We start from the raw sequence: 23165 nt of genomic DNA, 5'->3' as shown, positions 1-23165 counted from the left end.
TTCCAATCACGTAAATTTACATGCTAGCTTAATTTGAATTACTAACTTTAAAAATTGTATTATGAAAAAAACTTTTTACTTACTCTTTGCCCTGGTATGTAGTGTAAGTATTTTATTCGGTCAAACTGCCGGAACAACTTATACCTACAGTTTCGCTGATGGAAGCGAAATGCCACAAAATACAGATACCAAATACGATAATTTTACAACGAACGATGGATTTCTCACTATCAATAAAAATAGTGGACAACAATTTTGGTATCACGATGCAACACACGGCGTGGTTGTTTATTCAGGTAATACATTTGATATTTCAGTAGCGGGTAATGCTATTATAACATTTGTTACCTGCGAGTACAGTGCCGATAATTCAACGTTTACATTCACAGATTCTGAAGGAACCGAACTGGGAACCTGTGCTGCAGACAATAACGGAGGGACAGATGCTTATGCGGTTAGTTTTGCATATACCGGAGCGGCCGGAGTTATTACAGCAACATTGTCAAGCGGAGGTTCTGTCTACATCCACGGCATGAACGTTGAAAATGCAGCAGAAATTGTTCAAACCGGAAAAATAGACGTTTGGGATTTTGGTGCAGAGCAACTGGATGAAAATACATATAACAACAACCTGACTGTTGATGTAATTAACTCATGGTATAATGAATCTATTGCTACCGGTAGTTCTGGTAATGTACTGCCAAGCTTCTCTGCAGGAGTCTTAAGCTGGACAGGAGGCAGCAATGACAGGCTCAGAACATCAAACACCAATCTGACCCGGTACGATGAAAACCTAAGCAGCGTAACTGATTATACCGGGCGCGTTTATGTGAATTCCGGTGCGGCGACGGGAAGATTTATGAGCCTGACCCTGAGCGAAGATGATATGGTAACCTTGTACATGATTGCCCAGAACGGTGGAGGTGAAATACACTTCCAGTATGTTGGTGATCCTGATTTACAGGATGATGTAACTATGGTTACAACAAACGGCACAACTACCCAGGAAGTTAAATTCGTAGCAAAGTATGCAGGAACCTACCATATCTTTGATAGCAGTGATAAACCAAGTTATTACCGGATTTACAGGCAGGATGCAGAATACAGTACAGTTTCCGGAACTATTGATGTGAGTGCCGCCACCGGAATTCCTGGTGACTACGCCATTCAGTTTACAAATGAAGCCGGCAAGGTGTGGTCAGCTACCATGAACGGCGGCGACTATACTGTTGATCTGCCAATAGGTTACGATTATAATTTGAGCCTTGTTAATGCCAATGGTTTTGTGATTAGCAGTGCAAATGTAATCAGTGTAACAGAAGCAACTACAACCAACAACGTGACCATTTCTAAAGTGGAGCTTTATACGGTTAGTGGTTCTGTTACAGGCCTTGGCGACCTTATAAATAATCTTTCGCTGACATATACACCAGATCCGACTGCAGGAACAATCTTTACGCCTGATCCGGTAGTTGATGCAGGTGCAGGAACCTACTCTGTTGATCTTGAACCGAATGTGGAATATACCATCTCCGCTGCCGGAGTGAATGATTTTTATATCCCATCAAACACCATAACCATCGGAAATGCCGGTACAACTGCAGATATCGTATTTGAAGCCAAACCGGTTTATAACGTAACGATTAATGCAACCGGATTAACAACTGAACAACAATCCGCACTTAATCTTACATTCACTAATTTGAATGAAGAAGGTTATGTATATGATTTTGCTTCTGTTGATGGTATAGCTCTGCGTGACGGAACATATTCCATTTCTTACAGTGGAGTGGATGATTATCCTATTGAACTCCGAATGACATCCAATCTGACAGTAAATGGTGCAGATGTATCCAAAGACCTGGTGTTCAACCCTGTAACAAACTGGTCTTTCGATGATAAGGTGATTTCAAACGGAGACCCATCCTACAAGGGTTTATTGTTTACAGGTGATGTTTACAACGAAGTGGCCAAAGGTCATCTCGCCACAAAACCTGATGCAACGATTAAGGTGCCAGTTAAAGCCGACGACAAAATAAGGGTTACTTTTTATTATTCGGCTGACTTTACAATAGAAGGAGATGGGCCTTATACAACATCCAGCAGTAGCACAAGCACGTTTGAATTTGCAGATTATACTTATCAGGGAACAGAAGACGGTTTTGTAACCATAACCATAGGTTCAAACGCAGGAACAACATATATTACTAACATTGAAATAGGTAACATAGTAGATTATAAGGAAGTTATTACCGTTGGAACCGATAAAGACTACCAAACTATTAATGAAGCCCTGGCTGCCTTGCGTAAAATGAACCGACCCAATGATGAACGCGTAACTATTATGGTTGATCCGGGGGATTATGAGGAAATGCTTGTGGTTGACGTGCCAAATGTATCGCTCAACAATGCATCAGATAATGCAGATATTGATCTCCTTAACAAAGGTGTGGATATCTCAGAAAATGCGGTCAGAGTAACGTCTTATTATGGCCATGGTTACAACTATTACAGCATGGGTAACGATCAGAAATGGAATGCAGATATACTGCGTGTTAATAAGGAAAATGGGTATCTGTCGTACGAAAATAAAGGTGCAGGAACTACCAACGGATCATACTGGAATGCCACTGTTGTTATTACTGCCAAAGGATTTGAGGCAGACCATATCATTTTCGAAAATTCCTATAACCAGTATATCTCGAAGAAAGAATCTGAGGATGTTGTGGTTGAATGGGAAGTTGGAGGCAAAGGAACCCGTCCAACTGATTACGGAAATACAACCGTTCAGGACAGAAGTTTTGTAGAACGTGCAGCAGCAATCGCCATCACCGGAAGTTCAGACAAGGTGATCCTGAACAAATGCCGCATTGTTGGTCGTCAGGATTCCTACTATGGAGCTGCTCCTGCCAGAGTTGTGATGTACAAAGGTGCCATGATGGGTGCGGTAGATTACATCTTTGGCGCCATGACCGTTGTATTCTATAAATCAGATCTCGTAATGAATGTCAGTGATGCCTCTTCTGATGCCTCATACCTGACAGCTGCACAACAAAGCAGTGGCAGAGGATACCTGATGTACGAATGTACCGTAACATCGGCTGAACCGGGAACTGAATCCGCGTCAACTTACCGGGCAAAACCGGGTTATTTCGGAAGGCCATGGCAGGCAACAACCAGTGAGGTTGTCTTCTACAATACCACTGTTGAAACATCCAATTTCCCCGGATCTGAAGGACAGTCTCTCATAAGTCCTGCAGGATGGTCAAGCAGTCTGGGTGGTGAGTCCACTAAGATGTATGAATATGGTACTGTTGAGGAATCGGGAGTGGATAATTCCGGCAACAGGGTAAGCTGGTCAACCGTTTTGACACAACCACAACTTACAGATGGAACCGATATTACAACCTTTAACTTTACAAAAGGCAGTGATAACTGGGATCCGTTACCGGAACTTATTGCAAATGATACCGAAACTGCCATAGACGCACCTCAGGGTAATGCTGCCATTGGAGTCTATGCCGGAAAAAACAGGTTGTACGTAAAAAACGTAACTTCAGAAACGCACGTTAAACTGTATAATCTGAATGGTTCACTGGTTCAGGATTATATTCTGACTTCAGACGCCAGTTTAGAAGTTAACCGCGGATTATGGATCGTTAAGGTTGAAACAGCCAAAGAAACAGCCACGGCAAAAGTTATGGTTGAATAAATAAAAATACCAAATATAAACCCCGAAGCACACCTTCGGGGTTTTTTATACTTTGAATTATAATAGTGCCCTGAATCAGGTTAACTAAAAAATACCTAAATTCGTATTGATAATCAGTTATTTCACAATACATACCCAAATCAGATTACATTTAGCGGTGAACCGAATTAAAATTTCAGAAAAGACTTTGAGCTTAGAACCTGTTGCGAAATTGTTTCTTGTATTCCTTCTGTTGTTCTTTCCGTTTTGCTATTTATTGCATTCCCAAACTGTGAATGACACAGTTTTTAAAAAGGACGGGCAATATGATATCTATGAAAAAATATATCTTCACTCTGACCGGTCACTCTATCAGCCCGGAGATGATATCTGGTTTAAGTCCTATCTTGTCGAAGCCCTTTCAAATCAGCTCACATCACATAGTAAAGTCGTTTATGTTGAATTGATTTCACCTGACACTTTAATTCTGAATCATCATAGCATAAGGCAAATTAACGGAACAGGATATGGTGTATTTCACTTATCAGATAGCATTCCCGCAGGCGAATACTTTTTAAGAGCATACACTGCTTACATGAAAAACTTCGGGGAGAATTTTTTCTATTTAAAAAAGATATCGGTAAAAAACTTTGCTGACACAACAGGTAGTGAATTAAAGAAAAAACACCAAAAGCCTGCCGTTGATATACAGTTTTTCCCCGAGGGAGGTAGTCTTGTGCGCAATGTCTATTCCAAAATAGCCTTCAAAGCCGTTAATTCAAACGGATACGGATGTGACGTGTCCGGGTACATCATTTCTTCACAGGGAGACACTGTTTCAGCCTTTAAGTCAGAACACCTTGGCCTGGGTAGCTTTTATTTGAAGCCTGAAAAAGATCTGGATTACTTTGCGACGGGTAAGGCAGGCAACGGTTCCGGATTTAATGTGAAACTTCCCGCCAGCTTTGAAACAGGACTTGTCATGCGTCTGAAACCATCCGGCACATCCCTGATTCTGAATATAGGAACCAACCAAAAAACATTGCCGTTGCTCTCTCAAGGTCGCCTGATCCTAAAAGGCACTTTCAGAAATCAAACTTTTTTTGAAACAAACCTAAACATCAATAATTCAAGTTACTTATTGCCGGAAAGCGCATTTCCTGAGGGAATAATAAAACTGACAATTTATGGTAATGATACGCTTCCGTTATGTGAACGGCTTTTTTATGTTGAACACGAAAACACATTAAATGTAACGGTAAAAACCAATAAGTCAGAATATTTACCCAGAGAAAAGGTTGATATTGAATTATCGGTTCGTGATTCTTCCGTACAACCAATTTATGCTAACCTTTCGATGGCGGTAATCGACAAGAATTTTGAAGATTTTGGAGAGCCATATGCTTCCAGTATTGCTTCGTGGTTTTTACTGGAATCAGAAATAAAAGGATACGTTGAACAGCCGGGTTACTATTTTGACCCGTCCCAACCTGACAGAACAAAGCATTTGGATTTATTACTTCTGACCCAGGGATGGCGGGATTTTCTATGGAAATATGTTCCTCCCGTATCAGGGAAACCAGAATACAAACCTGAACAAGGCCTGACAATCTCCGGACGACTTCGACACAAATTGTTTGACACCCCAATACAGAATGCAAACATAGCCATGGGAATTTTCACCGGAAAGAACAGATCTTTTAAGAATGCCCAAACTGATTCGCTGGGTAAATTTTCATTTGAAGGTCTGAATTTCATGGGAGAATCCACTCTTGTATTAAGTGCTACAAATGATAAACAAAATACAGTTGGTTGGATTTTGCTCGATTCACAACAGACAACGCCTCCCGTAATTTATCCTGCAAATGCTAATGAAGAAAAATTGGTTCCTGCAATGATGAAGAACATTACAGAGGATGCCCTGTACAAAAAAATGCTTAAAATGAAATACCAGTTAACAGATACCATTCTTATAAAAGAAGTTACGGTAAAAGGTGAAGTTAAACCAACAACAAAAAATGACGGAAATTTCAGAATGTACGGTAATCCCGACAATGTTATCCACATTCAGAAAGATGACCTGTCATATTTCGATATATTCGATCTTATCCAAAGCCGTATTCCAGGGTTCAGAGTTGAAAGTACGTTTCCTGATATTACCGTTTCTTTTCGTGGTGGAGGCACTCCAATGTTTCTGCTTGACGGCATTATGATTGACGCCGATTGGATAAGCACTATTCCTCTGGAAAGTGTTGATAAAATTGAAATACTTAAAGATATCGGTGGGTCTGCTGCTTTTGGTATGAGGGGAAAAAGTGGTGTAATCAGTGTGTTTACCAAAAAGAATTATGATTTGCCTTCCGAAGAAAATTTATATCACACTATTAATGAAAAAATAACTGGTTACACTACTCCCCGTATTTTTTATTCTCCGAATTATGATATACAAAAACCAGAAGATAACAAGCCTGATCTGCGTTCAACCATACACTGGGAGCCTGATATTAACATAAGCAATACGGTACCTGCAAAAATAACCTTTTATAATGCCGACCTTTATTCAACAATTTATATCGATATTCAGGGTATAACCTACACGGGAATTCCTGTTACAGGGCAGGCCATTTATGAAGTAAAGGATTAGAATACGATCACATCATGTTCTTTTGAAAAGATCAGTATTTTCTCCAGTTGATCCACCACTGTCAGTTGCACCCCTGCGACAGGCTTTTTTGCTTCCTCCATAACCTTTTTAGCATTGGCCAACCAGATATCCTTAGGAACTTTTCCCCTTACAATGTACTCCATGGCCTCATTGGCAATTCTCGCAGTAGCCGAAAGATTCTTTGCCAATGGTTCTAATTCCTTTAACCGGGAATTCTGCTGGAAATATGCTTTATTTTTCTCATAATACTCTTCCCATTCAAACAACTTTCTTGCCACCAGATCAAAATTCGAGTCGCTTGAACCGGCAATAATAAATTCACGCAGTGCATTGTAAAACAAATCAAGATTAGCAGGATCTGTATCTGCTGCATCTGCAAAAGTATTCAACGGTGTAAGCGTATTATTATATCCTGAACCATGACGGTAATAACCTCTTACAGGCGTGACCAATCCCCGGAGTTCAATCAGTGGCGCAATATCTTTGCTGCCTGCAATTTCATATAAAATACTATATGGTGCACCAACCTGGTTAAGGTTATGCTCCATCAGCTGAAGATTAATCGCTTCCGTTGCAGCAGCCAGCGATCGCCTGTCCCGCTTTTCCGTCGACCAGAACCGGTCTGCCAGCATTGCCATCCTCGGCCATAGCCGGAATCCCAGGATACGTTCATCCACCAACTCTCCCCACAGACAGGCTTCCGCTCCTAAATAATTTTGCCGTTGATCCGGTTTAAAGTTCACATCTTTGGGTAAAGGGTCATTGTTATAGTGATCCTTTAACGAATTAAAAACATCCAGATAATATCCGTTTGACAGGATCGTTTTCAAACCTTGTTTTGCATAGCTGTAAGCAAGTCCCTTGCTTTTCCAACACTGAATAATGACTTCTTTGTCCAGTCCGTCACGAGCCACTTCTTCCCATCCGATGACAGTTTTTCCCATCGGTTTAATGCTGTCTGTCATACGTTTCACAAAATACCCCTGAAGCGCCGGAAAATCCTTTAGCCCTTTTTGCTCCCGAAATGCATCAATTTCAGGATTATTTTTCCAGTTATCATACTCCACTTCATCTCCCCCAATATGGATATACGGCCCGGGAAACAGGCCGTCGATCTCACGGAAAAGGTTGGTTAAAAATGTATACGTTTCATCCTTTGCAGGATTCAAAACAGGTTTGTGAACACCAAAACTTCGGTCAAGCACATAGGTTGTATCAGCAGATGCCAGAGTCGGTTTAGCAGTTAATATGGCCGTGGCATGACCTGGAATATCAACCTCGGGAATAATAATGATTCCACGATTTGAGGCATATTTAACCAGATCACTGATCTGTGTCTGTGTATAATAATTCCCGTCCGAAGCCATAATCTGCAAAGACGGGTACCGCTTGGATTCAATGCGCCAACCCTGATCATCGGATAAATGCAGGTGCAGCACATTCAGTTTAACGGCAGCCATGGCATCAATCGTTGTTTTCAACGCATCCACCGATAAAAATCTCCTGGCAGGATCCAGCAAAAGGCCACGGTAGGACAGCATGGGTTTATCTGTAATTTTAACAGCCGGAATTATCCAAACGGAATCATTTTTCTGTACCAGCTGTAACACAGTTTCAACAGCATGTAAAACACCCACCGAGGTAGCAGCTGATATTTTTACACCAAGCGTATCAACCAGGATGGTATAGGATTCGTCCATCCCGGGGATCAGACGGACAGATTCTTTGGCATCAAGCATAAAGCCGAATGATACAGGTTGATTTATAACCGGCTTCTTATCGAAAGTTATGCGGGTACGATAAGTCAATCCTGATTTCAGACGATCAACAGCCTGCAGCATCTGATCATTAGCCTTTCCTTTAATTGCTACTGGCAAATCTCGGTTTAATACCAGAAATCCGTCCTGAGTTTCAATTTTTTCAGGTAACGGAACAATAGTATTTTGGGCTGACACAGAAAATATCGCACATATCAGGAGCAGAACTAACTTACTTCTCATGGTTTTTACGTTTTAATATTTAACCCGAATCGGAATTTTATGTTGTGTTAAACAGGGATTAAATATACGGATTTTTTAAGTTAGTAAGAGTGCGACTTAAGTAACGAGGGCTTCACTTCAGGTGGAACCCCCGGTCAAACTTATTTTACTGACAATTTTTCTTCTGCGATGGTTTTCCCAACTCTGAGGGCTTTAATATTTATGTTGATGATGTCTTCTCCTTTACGTGCAAAAATTTCACTGATCCCGGCTTCAAACGCTTCGTAAGGGATATGTATAAATGGCGTGGCAGCACCCAGCAACACCATGTTGGCTACCCGCGATGATCCTATCTTTTTTGCTTCTGCATCCACATCAAGAATCACATGGTTCGGTAGTTTTCTGACCTCCGCCAACACCTGATCCAGATCGGGATAGTTGGGAATATTGATAAATGGTGTAGCATTGGTTACCAACCAGCCCTTCTTTGAGAGATACGGTAAGTAACGTAATGCTTCCATAGGTTCAAGAGAAAGAATAAGATCGGCTGAGCCCAATGCGATGAGGTCAGAAGCAACCGGTTTATCGGATATCCTGAGATTTGATTGCACGGCCCCTCCTCTTTGGCTCATACCATGAACTTCAGCCTGTTTGAGATAAAGATTATTATGAATGGCGGCAGAGCCTATAACTGCGGCAATGGAAAGAATCCCCTGTCCTCCTACGCCTGAAAGTATGATATCTGTTTTCATTTTCAAAGTTTAAACGTGACAATTGCGTTGTGGTACCTTCTGGTTTTTTCTGCGTTTCAGCGTCTGAATACATTCCCTGCGGGCGATAATTACAGATACGCCTCTGTATTTCATTTCCTCTGCAATGATCCCTACCAGCTTGTCATGATTCTTTTTCATTGGTTCAACCACGTGAATATGTTCCGGGGCAACACCAATACCCTGACAAATATCTTCCAGTTTTCCTGTGCCGGCAGAATCCTGTCCTCCGGTCATTGCCGTGGTTTCGTTATCGGAGATAATTATTGTAACCGGTGAATTTGCGTTCACCGTATCTATAAGCCCTGTCATTCCTGAATGAGTAAACGTGGAATCACCGATTACTGCCACTGAAGGAAACAAACCGGCATCGGCAGCACCTTTTGCCATTGTCACCGAGGCGCCCATATCCACACAGCTGTTGATGGTATTGTAAGGCGGCAAAGCACCGAGAGTATAACATCCGATATCTGAAAACACGTGCCCGTCGCCATAAGGTTTCAGTGCATCAATAAGAGCTTCAAAGGTATCAATATGGCTGCAACCGGCACACATTCCAGGAGGGCGGTTGACCACCAAATCAGGAATATCGTGTATCTTATTACTCTCTGATCCCAGTGCTCTGGCAACAATATCAGGATTAAGTTCGCCAGCACGCGGAATAGTGCCATCCAGTCGACCCTTTACTTTGGGCCCTACATTGGTAATTCCTTTTACCATGCGTTCAATCAGCGGATAACCTTCCTCCAGAATCAGCAGCTCATCATGTTCCTCAACCATAGTGTTGATCACATCCACAGGTGGTGGATAGTGGCAAAGCTTAAATACCGTATAAGGACAACCATCCGGGAAATTCTCCATCAGATAGTTATATGCTATTCCACAGGCGATGATTCCCACCGTTTTGTCACCTCCTCTTACGAGTTTATTATAGGTTGAAGTGGCTGCAGTTGCTGTAAAATCTTTCTGTGCATCCAGCAATTCAGCATACTTCTTTCGTGCAAAAGCAGGTAACAAAATAAACTGGCGTAAATTATCCGGAAGATGCATATGGTTTTCAGGTTTCACCGGCTTGCGTTCCACTCCGGCCCTTGAATGTGCCAGACGTGTGGTGACCCTTATCATTACAGGAACCTTAAATTTTTCAGAAAGTGCCAGACCTTCGTAAGCCATATCGTAAGCTTCCTGTTGATCGGATGGCTCCAGAACCGGTAAATTGGCAAAATCGGCATAAAAGCGGGAATCCTGTTCGTTCTGGGATGAGTGCATGGAAGGATCATCCGCTACAAGGACCAACATACCACCGTTTACCCCAGTTACAGCGGCATTGATGTAAGGATCTGCTGCAACGTTTAATCCCACATGTTTCATACAAACCAGCGTACGTTTACCTGCATACGACATTCCCAATGCTCCTTCCAATGCAGTTTTTTCGTTAGCAGCCCATTGACGATGCACATTTCTTTCAATGGCTTCGGTGTTACTGCGTATATACTCTGTAGCCTCGGTGGATGGTGTACCCGGATACGCATAAACACCCGATAATCCTCCATCCAGCGCTCCCTGGGCAATGGCTTCATCTCCAAGTAAAAGAAGTTTCTTCATGACATTTTAATTCAAAAATAAGATACTAATGGTAAACCGCAATAAAATTAGCTAATCCAATATGGCTTAAATATGATGAATGTCGCCATGAAAAAAATAACATGAAAAATTAGTATTTTTAACAGCTCAAATGACATCTTTTAAACGTTTGACCATAAAATGGACCTTAAATTTTCACACAAAACTTTTACGCTCTCAATATGGTGTTTTGCCCTGGCATTTCTCCCGCTTATAGTATTTGGATTACATTATATATCAATACAATCATTCATACCGTATCATGAAACTGCCCTGGGTACAAAATGGGACAATATGCCTGAATCTTTCCATATGCTGTATCTCGCATTGATGAAAGTTGCAGGAGGCGGGATGCTTTCAACGGGCATTGCCGGAGAAATCCTGATATGCATACCCTTTCGGAAATTCGAACCATGGGCAAGATGGTCGCTTCTTGTTATCGGTATGATAGTTGGTGGTATGGCTTTAACTGCTGCCATAACCATAAAATTAAATACACCTGCTTCCCCTCCATGGATATTAACATTGTGCAGTATCATTCTTATTCTGGCAGGATTCCTTTTATCCTCAGGAATGAAAAAATTTATCAATTCCGTTGAATAACATTTAATATTTCACTGGTTTAGCTTATTTCTTCGGGCTATTCGAATATTTTATTTCAAATAAAAGGAGGGAAATATTAGTTTTATCCGGTTCATTATATAAACTGTATTCACATGAAGCCGTATTTACTTCTGTCACTTTTAATTTTCTCAACAACAGCATTCGGGAAAAAAGTTATTGAAACCCACTCAAAGTGGACTCCTGATAATTCTTTCCCTGTAAAAACCGATGCTTTTGATAAAAAATCGGGCATATCGTTAGCGGTCAGTAATGATGACAAAAACATTTACCTGACATTTGTTACAAGCGATCAGAAACTGCAAATTGCTTTAATGAAACAAGGGTTTAAACTATATTTTGATACTGTAAAACAGAAAAACAAAGCATGTTACCTTAGCTATGCCAACGAAGTTCCAACCCCAATGCAACGCGGTAAGGGTATGCAGCAGGGCAACAGAAATGTAATGGGACAGGGATTGGAAATGGGTAACAATGCAACCCGCCCGGTTCAGCAACAACCCGGTAATACTATGTTACCGCCATTCAGAATAGAAATTATAAAAGGTGATTATTCCAAAGCTGAATGCAACGGAATAGACTATGACCTTAAATTTCAAAAGACCGTTTTTTCGGCCAGCTTTGAACTTGATACTTCCAATGTTATGATTTGCAGGGCTGTTATTCCTTTAAGAATAATCAACACTTCGGAATTAACCGCTATCCCTAATTTATCCATCGGACTCGAAATTACAGATAACTACAAGCAGGGACCCGGTGGAAACCGGCAGGCGCAGCACGGAGGAGGAATGGGTATGTCATCAGGAAGAGGTGGCGGCAGAATGCAGGGTATGGGAGGAAGTCCCGGTGGTCGTGGAGGAATGGGCGGCCCGCCACAGGGAGGCATGCGTGGTGGTCCCGGAGGAATCTCATCCTCTTCTGCGAAAAGACTGGCAAAATTCTGGTTTCATACTACTTTGGCTGAACATCCTTAATAGGATATCAAACAAAAAGTGAATAGAGAAGCGTGGAATGTGTGTCATGGGAGGTTTTTATGAAAAGTCGTGGTTCTTGTGTCTTATATCCTAAATCTTAAAAATTTATTTCCTCACAAAAACCTTTGCTGTTCTAAACGTGAAATAACGCTGGGCGAGATAACTGTATCCCACAACTACAAATGTGGTGACAATCTTGGAAAATGTGGCGTACCAGTGAAAATATTCCACAAAGAGCTTAAGAAGCACATAATTCAACAGAATGGAACCTCCTACCGTAAACCCATACCTGAAAAGCTGCACCCTGCCCACAACTTCAGATGCAGTAAAGGTAATGTATTTGGCTAAAAGGAATCCGGTGGTAAATGTAATAGGGAAAACGACCAGAAATGCAGCAATATGCGGGCTGATCGCATAAAATCCCAGATCGATAATCTCCCTGTCAAAAACATAGCGGTAAAAAATAAAGTACAACAGAATATCCAGAACCATATTCATACCACCGGTAGCAGCATAGCGAAATGTTTCTCCCGGAATAACCCTTTGAAACGGCTTATAAAACCAGTTAATAACACCGTTAATGATATTTCTTATGTGCTGTAATACCGTCACCTGCTAATGTTAATTCGTTACAAATATAACAGTTATGCTAATCTTTTTACGGATACCAGTTTGTGGGAATAATCTTTTAAATCTGAATTATAAATCCCTATGGCATCAATGGTATCAATTCTCACCCAGCCAGATGCATGGATAATATGCTGCTTATCGACGATTAAACCTACATGGGTAATTTTATCAGAACTACCAAAAAAGGCCAGGTCCCCGGATTTTACTTTTTCAATATACCCGATATTCCTTCCTATCTTCACTTGCTGACCTGCATCACGTGGAATGTTTTTTCCAGTCATTCTGTAAAGTAACTGCGTAAATCCACTGCAGTCTGTACCAAATACGGTTCTTCCGCCCCATAAATAAGGAACATTTAAAAATAAACGTGCTACCTCCGGCAGTTCTTCGACGGAGAGGTTATTATCCAGAACATCGGTGTTTTTATAATTCAACAACAATCCCTTTCGCATTTGCGATCCCATCGGAATAAGCTGTTTCCCTCTTAAAGTTATTACTTCTGCATAAGGAACTGAAAGTATTTTGCAATCCTCTTTTGCAAGGATTTCGTAATCTTCTGATGAAACCGGGCTAATCATTTTGCGGTCAACCCAACCTGTATAGCTATCGTGCGTAAGTTCCACCTTCAGCCACTTATCCTTTACCTCCAAAACCTTAGCAGTTTCGCCAAATAAAAGCTGTGTCACCATTTCTGAAGTTTCGCTGGCTTTTGCCCTTACGGGGACAATACTTAGTTCACATATAGCGTAATCATTCATAAGTAATATTAATTATCTGTTGAAAGTATTATAAGTTCAAAATTTGAATATTCTTACTGGTTGGAATGAAAAAAAAGGCATAATTCATTCTACTTTTTTTAATATATCATTCAGCATTTCGACCTGTATTTTTTGTATTTCGATTAATTCCTGCTGCTGATGCATGATCAAATGGTCCATTTTTTCGTGTAAGGTCCGGATCTCTAATTCAGATTTCAGGTTTACCATGTAATCCTTTTTTGCCCGGTCACGATCCTTTTCTTCCTGCCGGTTCTGACTCATCATAATAACAGGCGCCTGAAGCGCTGCCAAACACGATAGGATAAGATTTAGCAAAATAAACGGATAAGGATCAAATCCCTTATTCATTAACCAGTATACATTCACAGTTATCCATAGCAGAAGGAACACTCCGAATGAGATGATGAATGTCCAGCTTCCTCCAAAAGAAGCCACCTTATCAGCAACTCTCTGACCAAACGTTGGTTTCTGATCTTCATCAGCATCAATCTTATCAGAAAGTGTTGTTTGGTTCTTAATGGATTCCAGTACCGTCTGATCATATTCGGTCAGTTCTCCTATCTGAGTCCGCAGATAATCTGAAATATATTTCTCCCGGTAAAAATTTAACTCCTCCTCTGACAGATAGCTGTCATCTGAGAACTCAGGAATATCTTTTTTGATACTATCCAGAATTGTGTCCCTCAACGATTTCGCAGATATGCGTTCAGAAACAGGAAATTCCTTTTTAGAAATATCACTGATAAAAGTCTTCATATAAATATATTAAAATCAGGAAATCATAATTCTGATCCAAATTTAAACTAAATAATTCAAAGTCAATTTATGCACCAAAAACATATGCTGTGTTTAAAATAAATTGATTTTAGTTAAAGTTTTTTTATAAATTTAAGAACCAAATACTGTAATATGCCTAAAAATCAAAACAGAGGACAGGGCTTTGGAACAGCACCTGTTTTTTTTACAGCCATATCCACCATACTTGGAGCTATTTTATTTTTACGATTCGGTTGGGCCGTTGGAACCATGGGATTCTGGGGTGTAATCGGGATTATTATTCTTGGTCATCTGGTTACTATCCCAACAGCACTGGCCATTTCTGAAATTGCAACCAACAAGCGTGTAGAAGGTGGAGGAGAATATTTTATTATCTCCCGGTCCTTCGGCCTTAATATTGGAGCCACCATTGGAATTGCTCTTTATTTATCACAGGCTATCAGTGTCGCATTTTATGTGATTGCATTTACCGAAGCATTTTCTCCTCTTTTTAATCTTGTCCAGGAAAAATGGGGGCTTGATTTACCACGTCAGGTTGTAAGTATTCCTGCTATGGGTTTACTCTCGTGGATCATCCTGAAAAAAGGTGCAAATATGGGGGTTAAAACGCTTTATGTGGTCATAGCCATTTTGTTTATTTCACTGTTGCTGTTTTTTCTCGGATCAACCGAATATCAGCACAACAACTCCTACAACCTCTTTGAAGGAACCTTAAGAAATACGGATAAATTTTTTATGGTATTTGCCATTATTTTTCCTGCATTTACAGGAATGACAGCCGGCGTAGGTCTATCGGGAGAACTCCGTAATCCGTCAAAATCCATTCCTTTAGGGACGGTTGCAGCCACGCTTACCGGCATGTTGTTTTACGTTTTTGTGGTTTACAAACTGGCTATTTCAGCCTCCCCTGAAGATTTGCTGGGGGATCAGCTTATAATGAGTAGAATTGCTATCGGCGGTGCGATAATTGTTCCGCTTGGTCTGGCAGCCTCTACCATTTCTTCGGCCATTGGTTCGGTTATGGTGGCTCCAAGAACGCTTCAGGCACTTTCAAAAGATCACTCGCTTCCTTCAAGAAGGCTAAATATCTTTCTGGCAAGAGGTAAAGGTAAAGAAGGCGAACCGTTCAATGCAACGTTGGTAACATGTGTTATTGCCATGGTTTTTGTGGCGCTTGGCGATGTTAACACTGTAGCATCTATCATTTCTATGTTCTTTATGGTAACCTATGGCTCTCTGAGCCTTATTTCTTTTCTGAACCATTTTGGCGCTTCTCCATCTTACAGACCTTCTTTTCGGTCACGCTGGGGCATTTCTCTAATCGGCTTTGTTATTTCAGTATGGGTAATGTTTATGATAGATCCGTTATATGCTATCCTTTCAACCATTATCATAATCCTTTTTTACATAGGAATCAACTATTATCATAAGGACAGAAAAGGGCTCGAAGCAATATTTTCGAATGCCCTGTTCCAGCTGAACCGGAACCTGCAGGTATACCTGCAAAAGAATTCACGTAAAAAGAAGAAAACCGAATGGCGCCCAAGCGCAATTTGTATTTCAGACGATTCCTTTGAGCGAAACAGTGCATTCGACCTGCTGAACTGGATTTCTTACCGTTTTGGCTTTGGAACCTACATTCATCTGATACATGGTTACTATTCATCCAAAACACATGAACAGGCTGCCAAGGAGCTGGATCAGCTGATATTGCGATTTAAAAGCGACCTGAACCAGGTTTACATTGATACCATGATCAGTCCTTCATACACCACAGCAGTGGCACAGGCCATTCAGGTTCCCGGAATTTCGGGAATGGAAAATAACATGGTTATTCTGGAATTTGAAAAAAGTAATCCTGATAATCTGGATGCCATAGCCGAAAATTTTGCCCTGGTAAGAAGCGGCGATTTTGATGTGTGCATTTTAGGCAGTTCAGCCAGAACCATGGATCCTAAAAAAGGAATACATGTATGGATAAGATCAACCGATGAGGAAAACTCCAACCTGATGGTCCTGTTGAGTTACATCATTATGGCTCATCCGGACTGGCATAAATCAAATATCCGTATTTTTGAGATTTGTAAAAAAGGAGAAGAGGAAACATCGAAGCAAGAATTTGAAAAACTCATCCAGAACGGACGTCTGCAGATCACCACAAAAAATATTGAGATTATTACGCAACCCGAGAATCAGAGCATTAAGAAAATTATAAATGAACGATCAAAAGAAGCGGCACTGACAATGATCGGTTTTCACGAAGAAATGCTTAAACATACCGGTAAGGAGGTCTTTCAGGGTTACGATGAACTGGGAACAGTTTTATTTATTAATTCACATAAACAAATTGATATTGTATAATGGCACGGTTTTTAAAGAACAGGAAACAATCGCAAGGGACCTCTCCCGGATCACTGATTTTTTTAGGGAAACAAAAAACGGATAAACCTACTATCCGTCAGATGCAGTTCGATAAAAATACGCTTGAAGAGTATGAGTACAGTAAGATAAGTGATGTAAAGCTTGATGACAACAAAATGGACTGGGTTAACATCGATGGTTTGCATGATACGAAACTCATTGAAGAGATAGGTATTTTGTTTGGTATCAATACGATGTTTCTGGAGGATATTCTGAACACCGATCAACGTCCAAAATTGGAGGATGATACTAATCATATTTTTGTCGCCATGAAATTTGTGGGGTACGATGAAGAAACCAAACACCTGTTTACAGATCAGGTTTCATTCATTATGGGTAATAATTACCTGATATCCTTTCAGGAGAAAAAAGGAACATATTTTGATTCTGTGAGAGAAAGGTTACGTTCAGGGCATGGCAGGTTAAGAAATATGAAATGCGATTATTTGTTGTATGCGTTAATGGACACTATTGCTGATAAATACATTGATACGGTTGAAAATATTGGCGATAAAATTGAAGGTTTGGATAAGGAAATTTTCGAAAATCCAAATACGGATATTATCAAATCCATTTATTCATTTAAAACTGAACTTAACTACCTGCGAAAAGCCATAAGACCGGTTAAAGAGATCACAAATAACCTGTTACGCTCAGAATCACATTTGCTTCACAAAAAAACAGATTCATTTTACAGAGATCTTGACGACCTGGTTACGCAGTCTACAGAAGCCCTGGAGGTGTACTATACCATGAACTCGGATCAGTTAAATATACTAAATACACTTATTGGCAATAAGACAAATGATGTGATGAAAGTATTAACTATATTTGCGGCCATATTTATTCCGTTGACATTTTTAGCCGGTATTTACGGAACAAATTTTGATTATTTGCCAGAATTACACTTTAAATACAGTTATTTTATTATGTGGGGTGTCATGATAATAATGGCCGGCATCATGTTGCTCTATTTCAGACGAAAAAAATGGCTGTAGATTAAACGAACAATATAATTATAATTGCTGTTTAACTACGGATTAAATTATTAACCATCTAAAAACTTGATGAAACATGAAAAAGCTCATTTTACTACTATTCCTGTTTGCTGTTGTTGGATCGACATTTGCGCAGGATGCACAACCTGAAAAGAAGCCCTGGACTATAAAAGGTGAAACTGGTTTAACATACTCCAATGCTTATTTTGGAAACTACTGGGCTGCCGGAGGTGATAATTCGAACTCCCTGCTATGGCGTGGATTACTGAACGCAAACTGGGTTGGAGAGAAAGGTGCGTGGAATAATACGCTGGACCTTAGCTACGGACTTTTACAACAAGGAGATCAGAATGTACGCAAAATGAACGATAAAATCGATTTCCTTTCTAAGTACAGTATAAACGGATTCAGTGAAAAATGGCGGTACACAGCACTACTTAATTTTAAAACTCAGTTTACCGAAGGTTTTAAATATGAAGATAATAAAATTCTGGTTTCTGACTTTTTTGCACCTGCATACCTGACTGCATCGTTAGGTATAGAATATCTGGGTGATGATAAACTTAAAATATTTTTCTCTCCATTCTCTGAAAAAACAACCATTGTAAAGGAGGCTTATTACAATAAAAAAGTTGAAAATACTGCTATAAACGATGGTTTCGGTGAAAATGGTGATGCAATTCCTGAAGAGGTTTTAAATCAAATTGACACCACTTATGCTAACAATAACACGATTACATATGGTTTAGCATGGAGGGAGAATGTAAAAACAGAAATTGGTGCCCTGGCCCAAATCATATATGATCATCCGGACATGGTCAAAGGTTTTGGATTGAAAACCAGGCTTGACCTGTTTGCGGCTTATGCTCACCTGAACAAAATTGACATCGACTGGGAATTGTGGTTAACATTCCAGTTCAACAAATATCTGTCTTTGAATATCAATACTCAGATGATTTATGATGATGATATTAAATTTCAGATTGATTATACAAAACCGGATGGAACACCAGGAATTAAGAATTCACCAAAAATTCAGTTTCGGAATTTACTCGGTGTAGGTTTAGTATACACTTTCCAGAATCAATAACCCGGGTTGAAACAAAATACAAAGGGGATGCATCTTTTGATACATCCCCTTCTCTTATCTTCAAAATTTCATTAAAAGGTTATAACATGCCTTCCTGACTTTATATATTTAGTGGTAAGTTCTCCCACGTATCTGACCTCAATACCCATGCCTGTTAATTCTTCTGTTGCTTCATAATCATCGGAACATGATTTACAGGCCACTACCTTAATACCACTGTCAATATTTTTTTGCAGGAAATTCCGAACCAGACTGTCCTCCAGAAGTAGTTTTGCCGAAGGGCCCCATACAATTAGCGTAACATCCTGCCACCATCCCTGTGTAATGGATTTATAGGTATATAAAAGTACTGTTCTCAGAGCAACTTCACGCTCCCCACTTGACCAAATCACTACAAGTTTTTCACTGTCAGGTGTTATTGGATCTTGCTTTTCCATAATCTTTTTATTTAACTGTACGAATAGCTAATTTACAATTTTTACTCCGCTAAAAAAACTAAATGCCTTAAAGAGTAAGTAACTTTTATCTTCAGCTATTGCTTAAACCCGACCAGGTCGATATCAAAAATCAGCACTGCCCATTTAGGAATATCCGCTAAATCTTCTGAATTACTAAAACTTGCGTCAGAACCATAAGCCAGATGCGAGGGAACAAAAATAGTAGCCTTTCCTCCGGGGCGCATTTTCTGCAATCCAATCTGAAAGCCCTTAATAAAATTATCCACCCTGGTTTCCCAAATTTCATCTACATGAGTATCATCAAAGACTTCATCGTTGGTTAAATATCCCTTATACATTATCTGAACCGTAGTATAGTAATAAGGATGCATCCCTTCTCCTTCTTCGTGAATCACGTAGTAGATGCCTGATGCATCTTCCTTTGCGTTGGTAATATTATGAGAATCCAGATAATCCTGAATTTCCTTATCATCCATACGGCTGTGATCCTTATCGCAGGAAGCAAATAAAAGTGTCGCCAATACAATCAAAAGATAGTTTAATTTCATATGTTTAAAATTTCAATATTAAAAAATCAAAGATATTAAAAAGACGGATAACTCAGGAATTTCACACAGAATTTGACGGAATTATGAAAAACAACTCAGGTCATCGTTTTTTATTATCTTTAAAGTTAAATTTCTGATCCGGAATTGTCCGATATAAATTATTAATATACTACATACAATATTTATGAAAACAACAATAACAGGCTTTTTCCTCATGGTTTTTCTGGGCTTTGTCAGTGCTCAGAATATGACCGACATCAGTCTGAGTAAAAAAGGAAGTGGAAAACAAGTAAAAGAGATTGTTTCTGAAACCGGAGACATGTATAAACTGGTGGAACATCACGGACCTGCGGTTGAAAATGAGTGGATAGGATTAAGGCTTTATTTCGATTACAAATGCGCCATTGATGTGTACAATAAAACCCGACAGGGACTGGAACTTGAAGAGGCAGGTTGGTATCCTACACCGGAACAACAAAAAGAAGGATGGGGAGCAGATCAGTACAAGGTTGGGCAAACAGTAGGACTGGGAGGCGTAAGACTTTGGGATGGGGAGAAAGAAGTATTTCTTAACCCTGTTAAAGATCGCATAGCTCGTGTAAGAAAAGAAGCTAACTTTTCCCAGATGGAGATGCTGTCGGAAGGGATTCCTTACAAAGGAGATTCAGTAGATATTCTGATTCGTGTTACTGTATTTTCCGGTTTCAGAGAAGCAAAAGTTGAAGCGTTTGCACTTTGTGATAACCCAGTGGAATTTGTTACCGGAATCAATTATTTTCCCACAACAAAAACTGTTGAAGGCGATAACTATATCTGCACCTGGGGCTTGCATCCCGAAGATGTTGCAGCTTTTCAGTTAAACATCGGCGGGGCCATTATGTATAATCCTGAAGATTTTGCAACCCTTACAAAAGCCGATAAACAGTATATGCTGATTTCAAAACCTACCAAATACCTTGCAACCTGGATTACATCAGCCTGTGAAAAAGAAAAAGGCTTTAAGTCAATGGATCAGTTTGTGGACTATGTAAAAGAAAAGGCACAGTAACCTGTACCCTCGAAAACATAAAAAAGGGAGCTGATTTTTGAAAGCAGCTCCCTTTTTAAATTCTTTATAGTTTAGTTAGTCGATCTTAATCGTCTTGCTTAATAAGACCGGAGTTCCCTTGCTGGAAGTAAACCTTGCATTTACTGTAACTGACGGTGGAAATCCATTAATTTCGTAATACGTTACCGAAGCAACATTGTTTTTAGCTTCAATTTCTTTCAGATTTGGATTTTCATATAATCTGCCGTCCGCAGGAATAAGCTGACCTACCGTAAATTTCACTTTTGGAACTACCTTCCCAAACTTATCTTCAACTCTAGCATATACGGTATACTTTCCTTTGTACCTTCTCTGGTCATCAGCCCAAACCTTTAATTCCGGCATAGTAAGTACGGTGTGTTCCTGATCATCCGCATAATCCTGTGAACCGGTTCCTAAAAAATCACTCTTGTACGGCATTTCAGCCATTACACGACCTGACCTGTAAAACTTTTTAGATATTCCGTCTTTCTTCCCGTTCTTGTAAGACCACTCTAGATAAATCTTTTCTCCATCCTCATAAAATTGTCTTCCAATACCTTCCCTTTTTCCGTTAACGTAATTAAATTCTCCTTGCAATTTACCATTCTTATAATATACCCAATACCTTCCGTTTCTGATCCAAACATCCTTACCGTTCTTTTTTACTTTTATGATTTCACTCTTATCTTTTATCAATTCGCCACCAGGATAATAATTAGTGTGAATCTTAAAGGTATCATTGTAATCTGCAGCGGCATCCCCAGATTGAGCAGTTGTTGATGACTCACCTCCCTTTTTAGGTAAAAACTTACACGAGGTAAATGTGAATACAGCAATTAATACCAGTAATAGCGCTTTTGTTAATTTCATAATTCTTTATATTTTATCGATTTATTGATCTCTGAAACGTTCAGTATTTGCCCTGTCTCCCATTTTAAAATACGCAGCATAAAGCAGCTTTTTTAAATTCGGATCTTCTTTTTGGGCATAAGCTTTTTCAAGATAACCGACCGCTTTCACATAATAATCATCCAGAATAACTTTACATTTTTTCTGATAATTGCTCCATTGAACCCGGTCAGGATTTGCATTCTTTTTATATGCGGCCTCTTCTCTGTCAAGTTTTGATTTGCCGACCTGGTAGTAATAATTCCCCATAAATACATTGGCAGACAAATCATCCGGATCTTTCTCCAGTATCATTTCATAAACAGCTTTTGCCTCGTTTATCTTTTTATTCTTTTGTAAAGAAACGGCTTGCAATCGCATTAATTTCTGGTTATCCGGATCATCCTTCAGTAACTCTGTAGTCAACTTTTCGAGCTCCGGATACTTTTTAGCCTTGTAATAAACATAAGCCAGCTTTTCACCATAATCCTTCGACATTGAAGGTAAAACTTCCATTGCTTTTGAATACGTCTTTATCTGGCCTTCTACATCATCCTGATCACGACAAATATCTCCAAGCAAGTTAAATACTTCACTGTCATCTACTCCTCTGTCAATAGAAGTTTGAAAATATCCTTTCGCTTCATTGTCCTGTCCGATTGCTTTAGCACAAATACCGGCGTATGAATACAGCAAAGGCGTTGCTGTTTTATCTTCATCCAGTGCAATAGCCTGTTTAAATTCGGACAACGCTTCTTCGTTTTTGGTTTGGTTCATATAAGCAACACCCTTTTTCAGATGTTCTTCCAATGTTTGGGCATTTATGCTGAATGACAACAAACCTGTTAATAATGTCAGTAGTGCAATTTTAGTTCTCATGATTTTAATTTTTAACAAAAATATCAGTTAGCTGATTAATAAACAAATTATTATTTTATATACATCCCTGATGATTAGGTTCATCAAGCAGGGAATACTTAACTTCCCGCTAACTAAAATCAAATACTGTACCAAAAATGTATCCATTCAGATTTTCAATAGATACCGGAGGTATATCAATTGATGTTTTACAAATTTAATCCATTATGCTGAAAAACATATCACCCGCAACGCTTTTAAATTCAATCCTTCAGAAAAATTAACCCTTGCTGTCACACAATTTACTTAGCGTACAATGTACGTTA

At 39.7% G+C, this 23165-nt stretch carries 18 protein-coding genes; 8 read left to right on the top strand and 10 right to left on the bottom strand.

All coding sequences use genetic code 11. The annotated features are described in order from the left end of the window. The first annotated feature begins 61 nt into the window (after positions 1-61). Both ACE01N_RS01550 and ACE01N_RS01545 read left to right on the top strand, forming a co-directional pair. Positions 62-3712, top strand: a complete 3651-nt coding sequence (locus ACE01N_RS01550) for a pectinesterase family protein (RefSeq protein WP_380584126.1) — start codon at positions 62-64, stop codon at positions 3710-3712. Between the two features lie 271 nt (positions 3713-3983). After that, positions 3984-6335, top strand: coding sequence for a TonB-dependent receptor (locus tag ACE01N_RS01545; protein ID WP_380584124.1), 2352 nt, complete (start codon positions 3984-3986; stop codon positions 6333-6335). Here the strand turns inward: ACE01N_RS01545 and ACE01N_RS01540 are convergent. The 3 genes from ACE01N_RS01540 to ACE01N_RS01530 form a co-directional block, all read right to left on the bottom strand. Then, positions 6332-8356 (bottom strand): beta-N-acetylhexosaminidase, encoded by a 2025-nt coding sequence (locus tag ACE01N_RS01540; protein WP_380584122.1) that lies wholly within the window; start codon positions 8354-8356, stop codon positions 6332-6334. The genes ACE01N_RS01545 and ACE01N_RS01540 overlap by 4 nt on opposite strands. 140 nt (positions 8357-8496) lie before the next feature. Next, positions 8497-9087 (bottom strand): indolepyruvate oxidoreductase subunit beta, encoded by a 591-nt coding sequence (locus ACE01N_RS01535; RefSeq protein WP_380584120.1) that lies wholly within the window; start codon positions 9085-9087, stop codon positions 8497-8499. A gap of 9 nt (positions 9088-9096) precedes the next feature. After that, on the bottom strand, positions 9097-10710 hold the full coding sequence (locus tag ACE01N_RS01530; protein ID WP_380584118.1) for a thiamine pyrophosphate-dependent enzyme: 1614 nt from the start codon (positions 10708-10710) through the stop codon (positions 9097-9099). Positions 10711-10869: 159 nt separating this feature from the next. Here ACE01N_RS01530 and ACE01N_RS01525 point away from each other — a divergent pair, with 159 nt between their 5' ends. Both ACE01N_RS01525 and ACE01N_RS01520 read left to right on the top strand, forming a co-directional pair. Further along, a complete protein-coding gene (locus ACE01N_RS01525; protein ID WP_380584116.1) occupies positions 10870-11331 on the top strand; it encodes a hypothetical protein in 462 nt (153 codons plus the stop codon). A 113-nt stretch (positions 11332-11444) separates the two neighbouring features. After that, a complete protein-coding gene (locus ACE01N_RS01520) occupies positions 11445-12323 on the top strand; it encodes a hypothetical protein (RefSeq protein WP_380584114.1) in 879 nt (292 codons plus the stop codon). A 105-nt stretch (positions 12324-12428) separates the two neighbouring features. On the opposite strand, the gene ACE01N_RS01515 is transcribed toward ACE01N_RS01520, so the two are convergent. From ACE01N_RS01515 to ACE01N_RS01505, 3 genes are all read right to left on the bottom strand, one after another. Further along, a complete protein-coding gene (locus tag ACE01N_RS01515; RefSeq protein ID WP_375727932.1) occupies positions 12429-12935 on the bottom strand; it encodes a GtrA family protein in 507 nt (168 codons plus the stop codon). A 32-nt stretch (positions 12936-12967) separates the two neighbouring features. Continuing rightward, positions 12968-13711, bottom strand: coding sequence for a C40 family peptidase (locus ACE01N_RS01510; RefSeq protein ID WP_380584112.1), 744 nt, complete (start codon positions 13709-13711; stop codon positions 12968-12970). A gap of 84 nt (positions 13712-13795) precedes the next feature. Beyond that, positions 13796-14488 (bottom strand): DUF1003 domain-containing protein, encoded by a 693-nt coding sequence (locus tag ACE01N_RS01505; RefSeq protein ID WP_380584110.1) that lies wholly within the window; start codon positions 14486-14488, stop codon positions 13796-13798. A gap of 153 nt (positions 14489-14641) precedes the next feature. Between ACE01N_RS01505 and ACE01N_RS01500 the strand changes: the two genes are divergently transcribed. The 3 genes from ACE01N_RS01500 (at position 14642) to ACE01N_RS01490 (ending at position 19018) form a co-directional block, all read left to right on the top strand. Continuing rightward, positions 14642-16870: an amino acid permease gene (locus tag ACE01N_RS01500; RefSeq protein ID WP_380584108.1), complete on the top strand. Its 2229-nt coding sequence runs from the start codon at positions 14642-14644 to the stop codon at positions 16868-16870. Further along, positions 16870-17928, top strand: coding sequence for a magnesium/cobalt transporter CorA (corA, locus tag ACE01N_RS01495; protein ID WP_380584106.1), 1059 nt, complete (start codon positions 16870-16872; stop codon positions 17926-17928). Before ACE01N_RS01500 ends, corA begins: the two co-directional genes overlap by 1 nt. Positions 17929-18004: 76 nt before the next feature. Continuing rightward, positions 18005-19018: a DUF3078 domain-containing protein gene (locus tag ACE01N_RS01490; RefSeq protein ID WP_380584104.1), complete on the top strand. Its 1014-nt coding sequence runs from the start codon at positions 18005-18007 to the stop codon at positions 19016-19018. A gap of 71 nt (positions 19019-19089) precedes the next feature. On the opposite strand, the gene ACE01N_RS01485 is transcribed toward ACE01N_RS01490, so the two are convergent. Further along, a complete protein-coding gene (locus ACE01N_RS01485) occupies positions 19090-19455 on the bottom strand; it encodes a DsrE family protein (protein ID WP_380584102.1) in 366 nt (121 codons plus the stop codon). A gap of 95 nt (positions 19456-19550) precedes the next feature. Next, entirely contained in the window at positions 19551-20024 is a 474-nt protein-coding gene (locus ACE01N_RS01480) for an FKBP-type peptidyl-prolyl cis-trans isomerase (protein ID WP_380584100.1), read from the bottom strand. A 184-nt stretch (positions 20025-20208) separates the two neighbouring features. Here ACE01N_RS01480 and ACE01N_RS01475 point away from each other — a divergent pair, with 184 nt between their 5' ends. Then, positions 20209-21072, top strand: a complete 864-nt coding sequence (locus ACE01N_RS01475; RefSeq protein WP_380584098.1) for a DUF4861 family protein — start codon at positions 20209-20211, stop codon at positions 21070-21072. A gap of 75 nt (positions 21073-21147) precedes the next feature. Here the strand turns inward: ACE01N_RS01475 and ACE01N_RS01470 are convergent, their stop codons facing one another. Together ACE01N_RS01470 and ACE01N_RS01465 are read right to left on the bottom strand one after the other, a co-directional pair. After that, on the bottom strand, positions 21148-21963 hold the full coding sequence (locus ACE01N_RS01470) for a toxin-antitoxin system YwqK family antitoxin (RefSeq protein WP_380584096.1): 816 nt from the start codon (positions 21961-21963) through the stop codon (positions 21148-21150). Positions 21964-21984: 21 nt separating this feature from the next. Further along, positions 21985-22860 (bottom strand): tetratricopeptide repeat protein, encoded by an 876-nt coding sequence (locus tag ACE01N_RS01465; RefSeq protein WP_380584094.1) that lies wholly within the window; start codon positions 22858-22860, stop codon positions 21985-21987. Positions 22861-23165 lie beyond the last annotated feature (305 nt).

This window comes from Quyinboa ferrireducens (assembly GCF_042436675.1).
Taxonomy (GTDB): domain Bacteria; phylum Bacteroidota; class Bacteroidia; order Bacteroidales; family UBA5342; genus JBHJHP01.
Note: the sequence above shows the minus strand (reverse complement) of the source record. Positions and strands in the feature narration are given on the sequence as shown.

Excerpts from the sequence above, each read along its gene's own strand:
- ACE01N_RS01535 (WP_380584120.1), bottom strand. The coding sequence starts at position 9,087 with ATGAAAACAGATATCATACTTTCAGGCGTAGGAGGACAGGGGATTCTT.
- ACE01N_RS01510 (WP_380584112.1), bottom strand. The coding sequence starts at position 13,711 with ATGAATGATTACGCTATATGTGAACTAAGTATTGTCCCCGTAAGGGCA.
- ACE01N_RS01500 (WP_380584108.1), top strand. The coding sequence starts at position 14,642 with ATGCCTAAAAATCAAAACAGAGGACAGGGCTTTGGAACAGCACCTGTT.
- ACE01N_RS01485 (WP_380584102.1), bottom strand. The coding sequence starts at position 19,455 with ATGGAAAAGCAAGATCCAATAACACCTGACAGTGAAAAACTTGTAGTG.
- ACE01N_RS01480 (WP_380584100.1), bottom strand. The coding sequence starts at position 20,024 with ATGAAATTAAACTATCTTTTGATTGTATTGGCGACACTTTTATTTGCT.
- ACE01N_RS01465 (WP_380584094.1), bottom strand. The coding sequence starts at position 22,860 with ATGAGAACTAAAATTGCACTACTGACATTATTAACAGGTTTGTTGTCA.
- ACE01N_RS01505 (WP_380584110.1), bottom strand. The coding sequence starts at position 14,488 with ATGAAGACTTTTATCAGTGATATTTCTAAAAAGGAATTTCCTGTTTCT.
- ACE01N_RS01490 (WP_380584104.1), top strand. The coding sequence starts at position 18,005 with ATGAAAAAGCTCATTTTACTACTATTCCTGTTTGCTGTTGTTGGATCG.
- ACE01N_RS01550 (WP_380584126.1), top strand. The coding sequence starts at position 62 with ATGAAAAAAACTTTTTACTTACTCTTTGCCCTGGTATGTAGTGTAAGT.
- corA (WP_380584106.1), top strand. The coding sequence starts at position 16,870 with ATGGCACGGTTTTTAAAGAACAGGAAACAATCGCAAGGGACCTCTCCC.
- ACE01N_RS01530 (WP_380584118.1), bottom strand. The coding sequence starts at position 10,710 with ATGAAGAAACTTCTTTTACTTGGAGATGAAGCCATTGCCCAGGGAGCG.
- ACE01N_RS01520 (WP_380584114.1), top strand. The coding sequence starts at position 11,445 with ATGAAGCCGTATTTACTTCTGTCACTTTTAATTTTCTCAACAACAGCA.
- ACE01N_RS01470 (WP_380584096.1), bottom strand. The coding sequence starts at position 21,963 with ATGAAATTAACAAAAGCGCTATTACTGGTATTAATTGCTGTATTCACA.
- ACE01N_RS01540 (WP_380584122.1), bottom strand. The coding sequence starts at position 8,356 with ATGAGAAGTAAGTTAGTTCTGCTCCTGATATGTGCGATATTTTCTGTG.
- ACE01N_RS01525 (WP_380584116.1), top strand. The coding sequence starts at position 10,870 with ATGGACCTTAAATTTTCACACAAAACTTTTACGCTCTCAATATGGTGT.
- ACE01N_RS01475 (WP_380584098.1), top strand. The coding sequence starts at position 20,209 with ATGAAAACAACAATAACAGGCTTTTTCCTCATGGTTTTTCTGGGCTTT.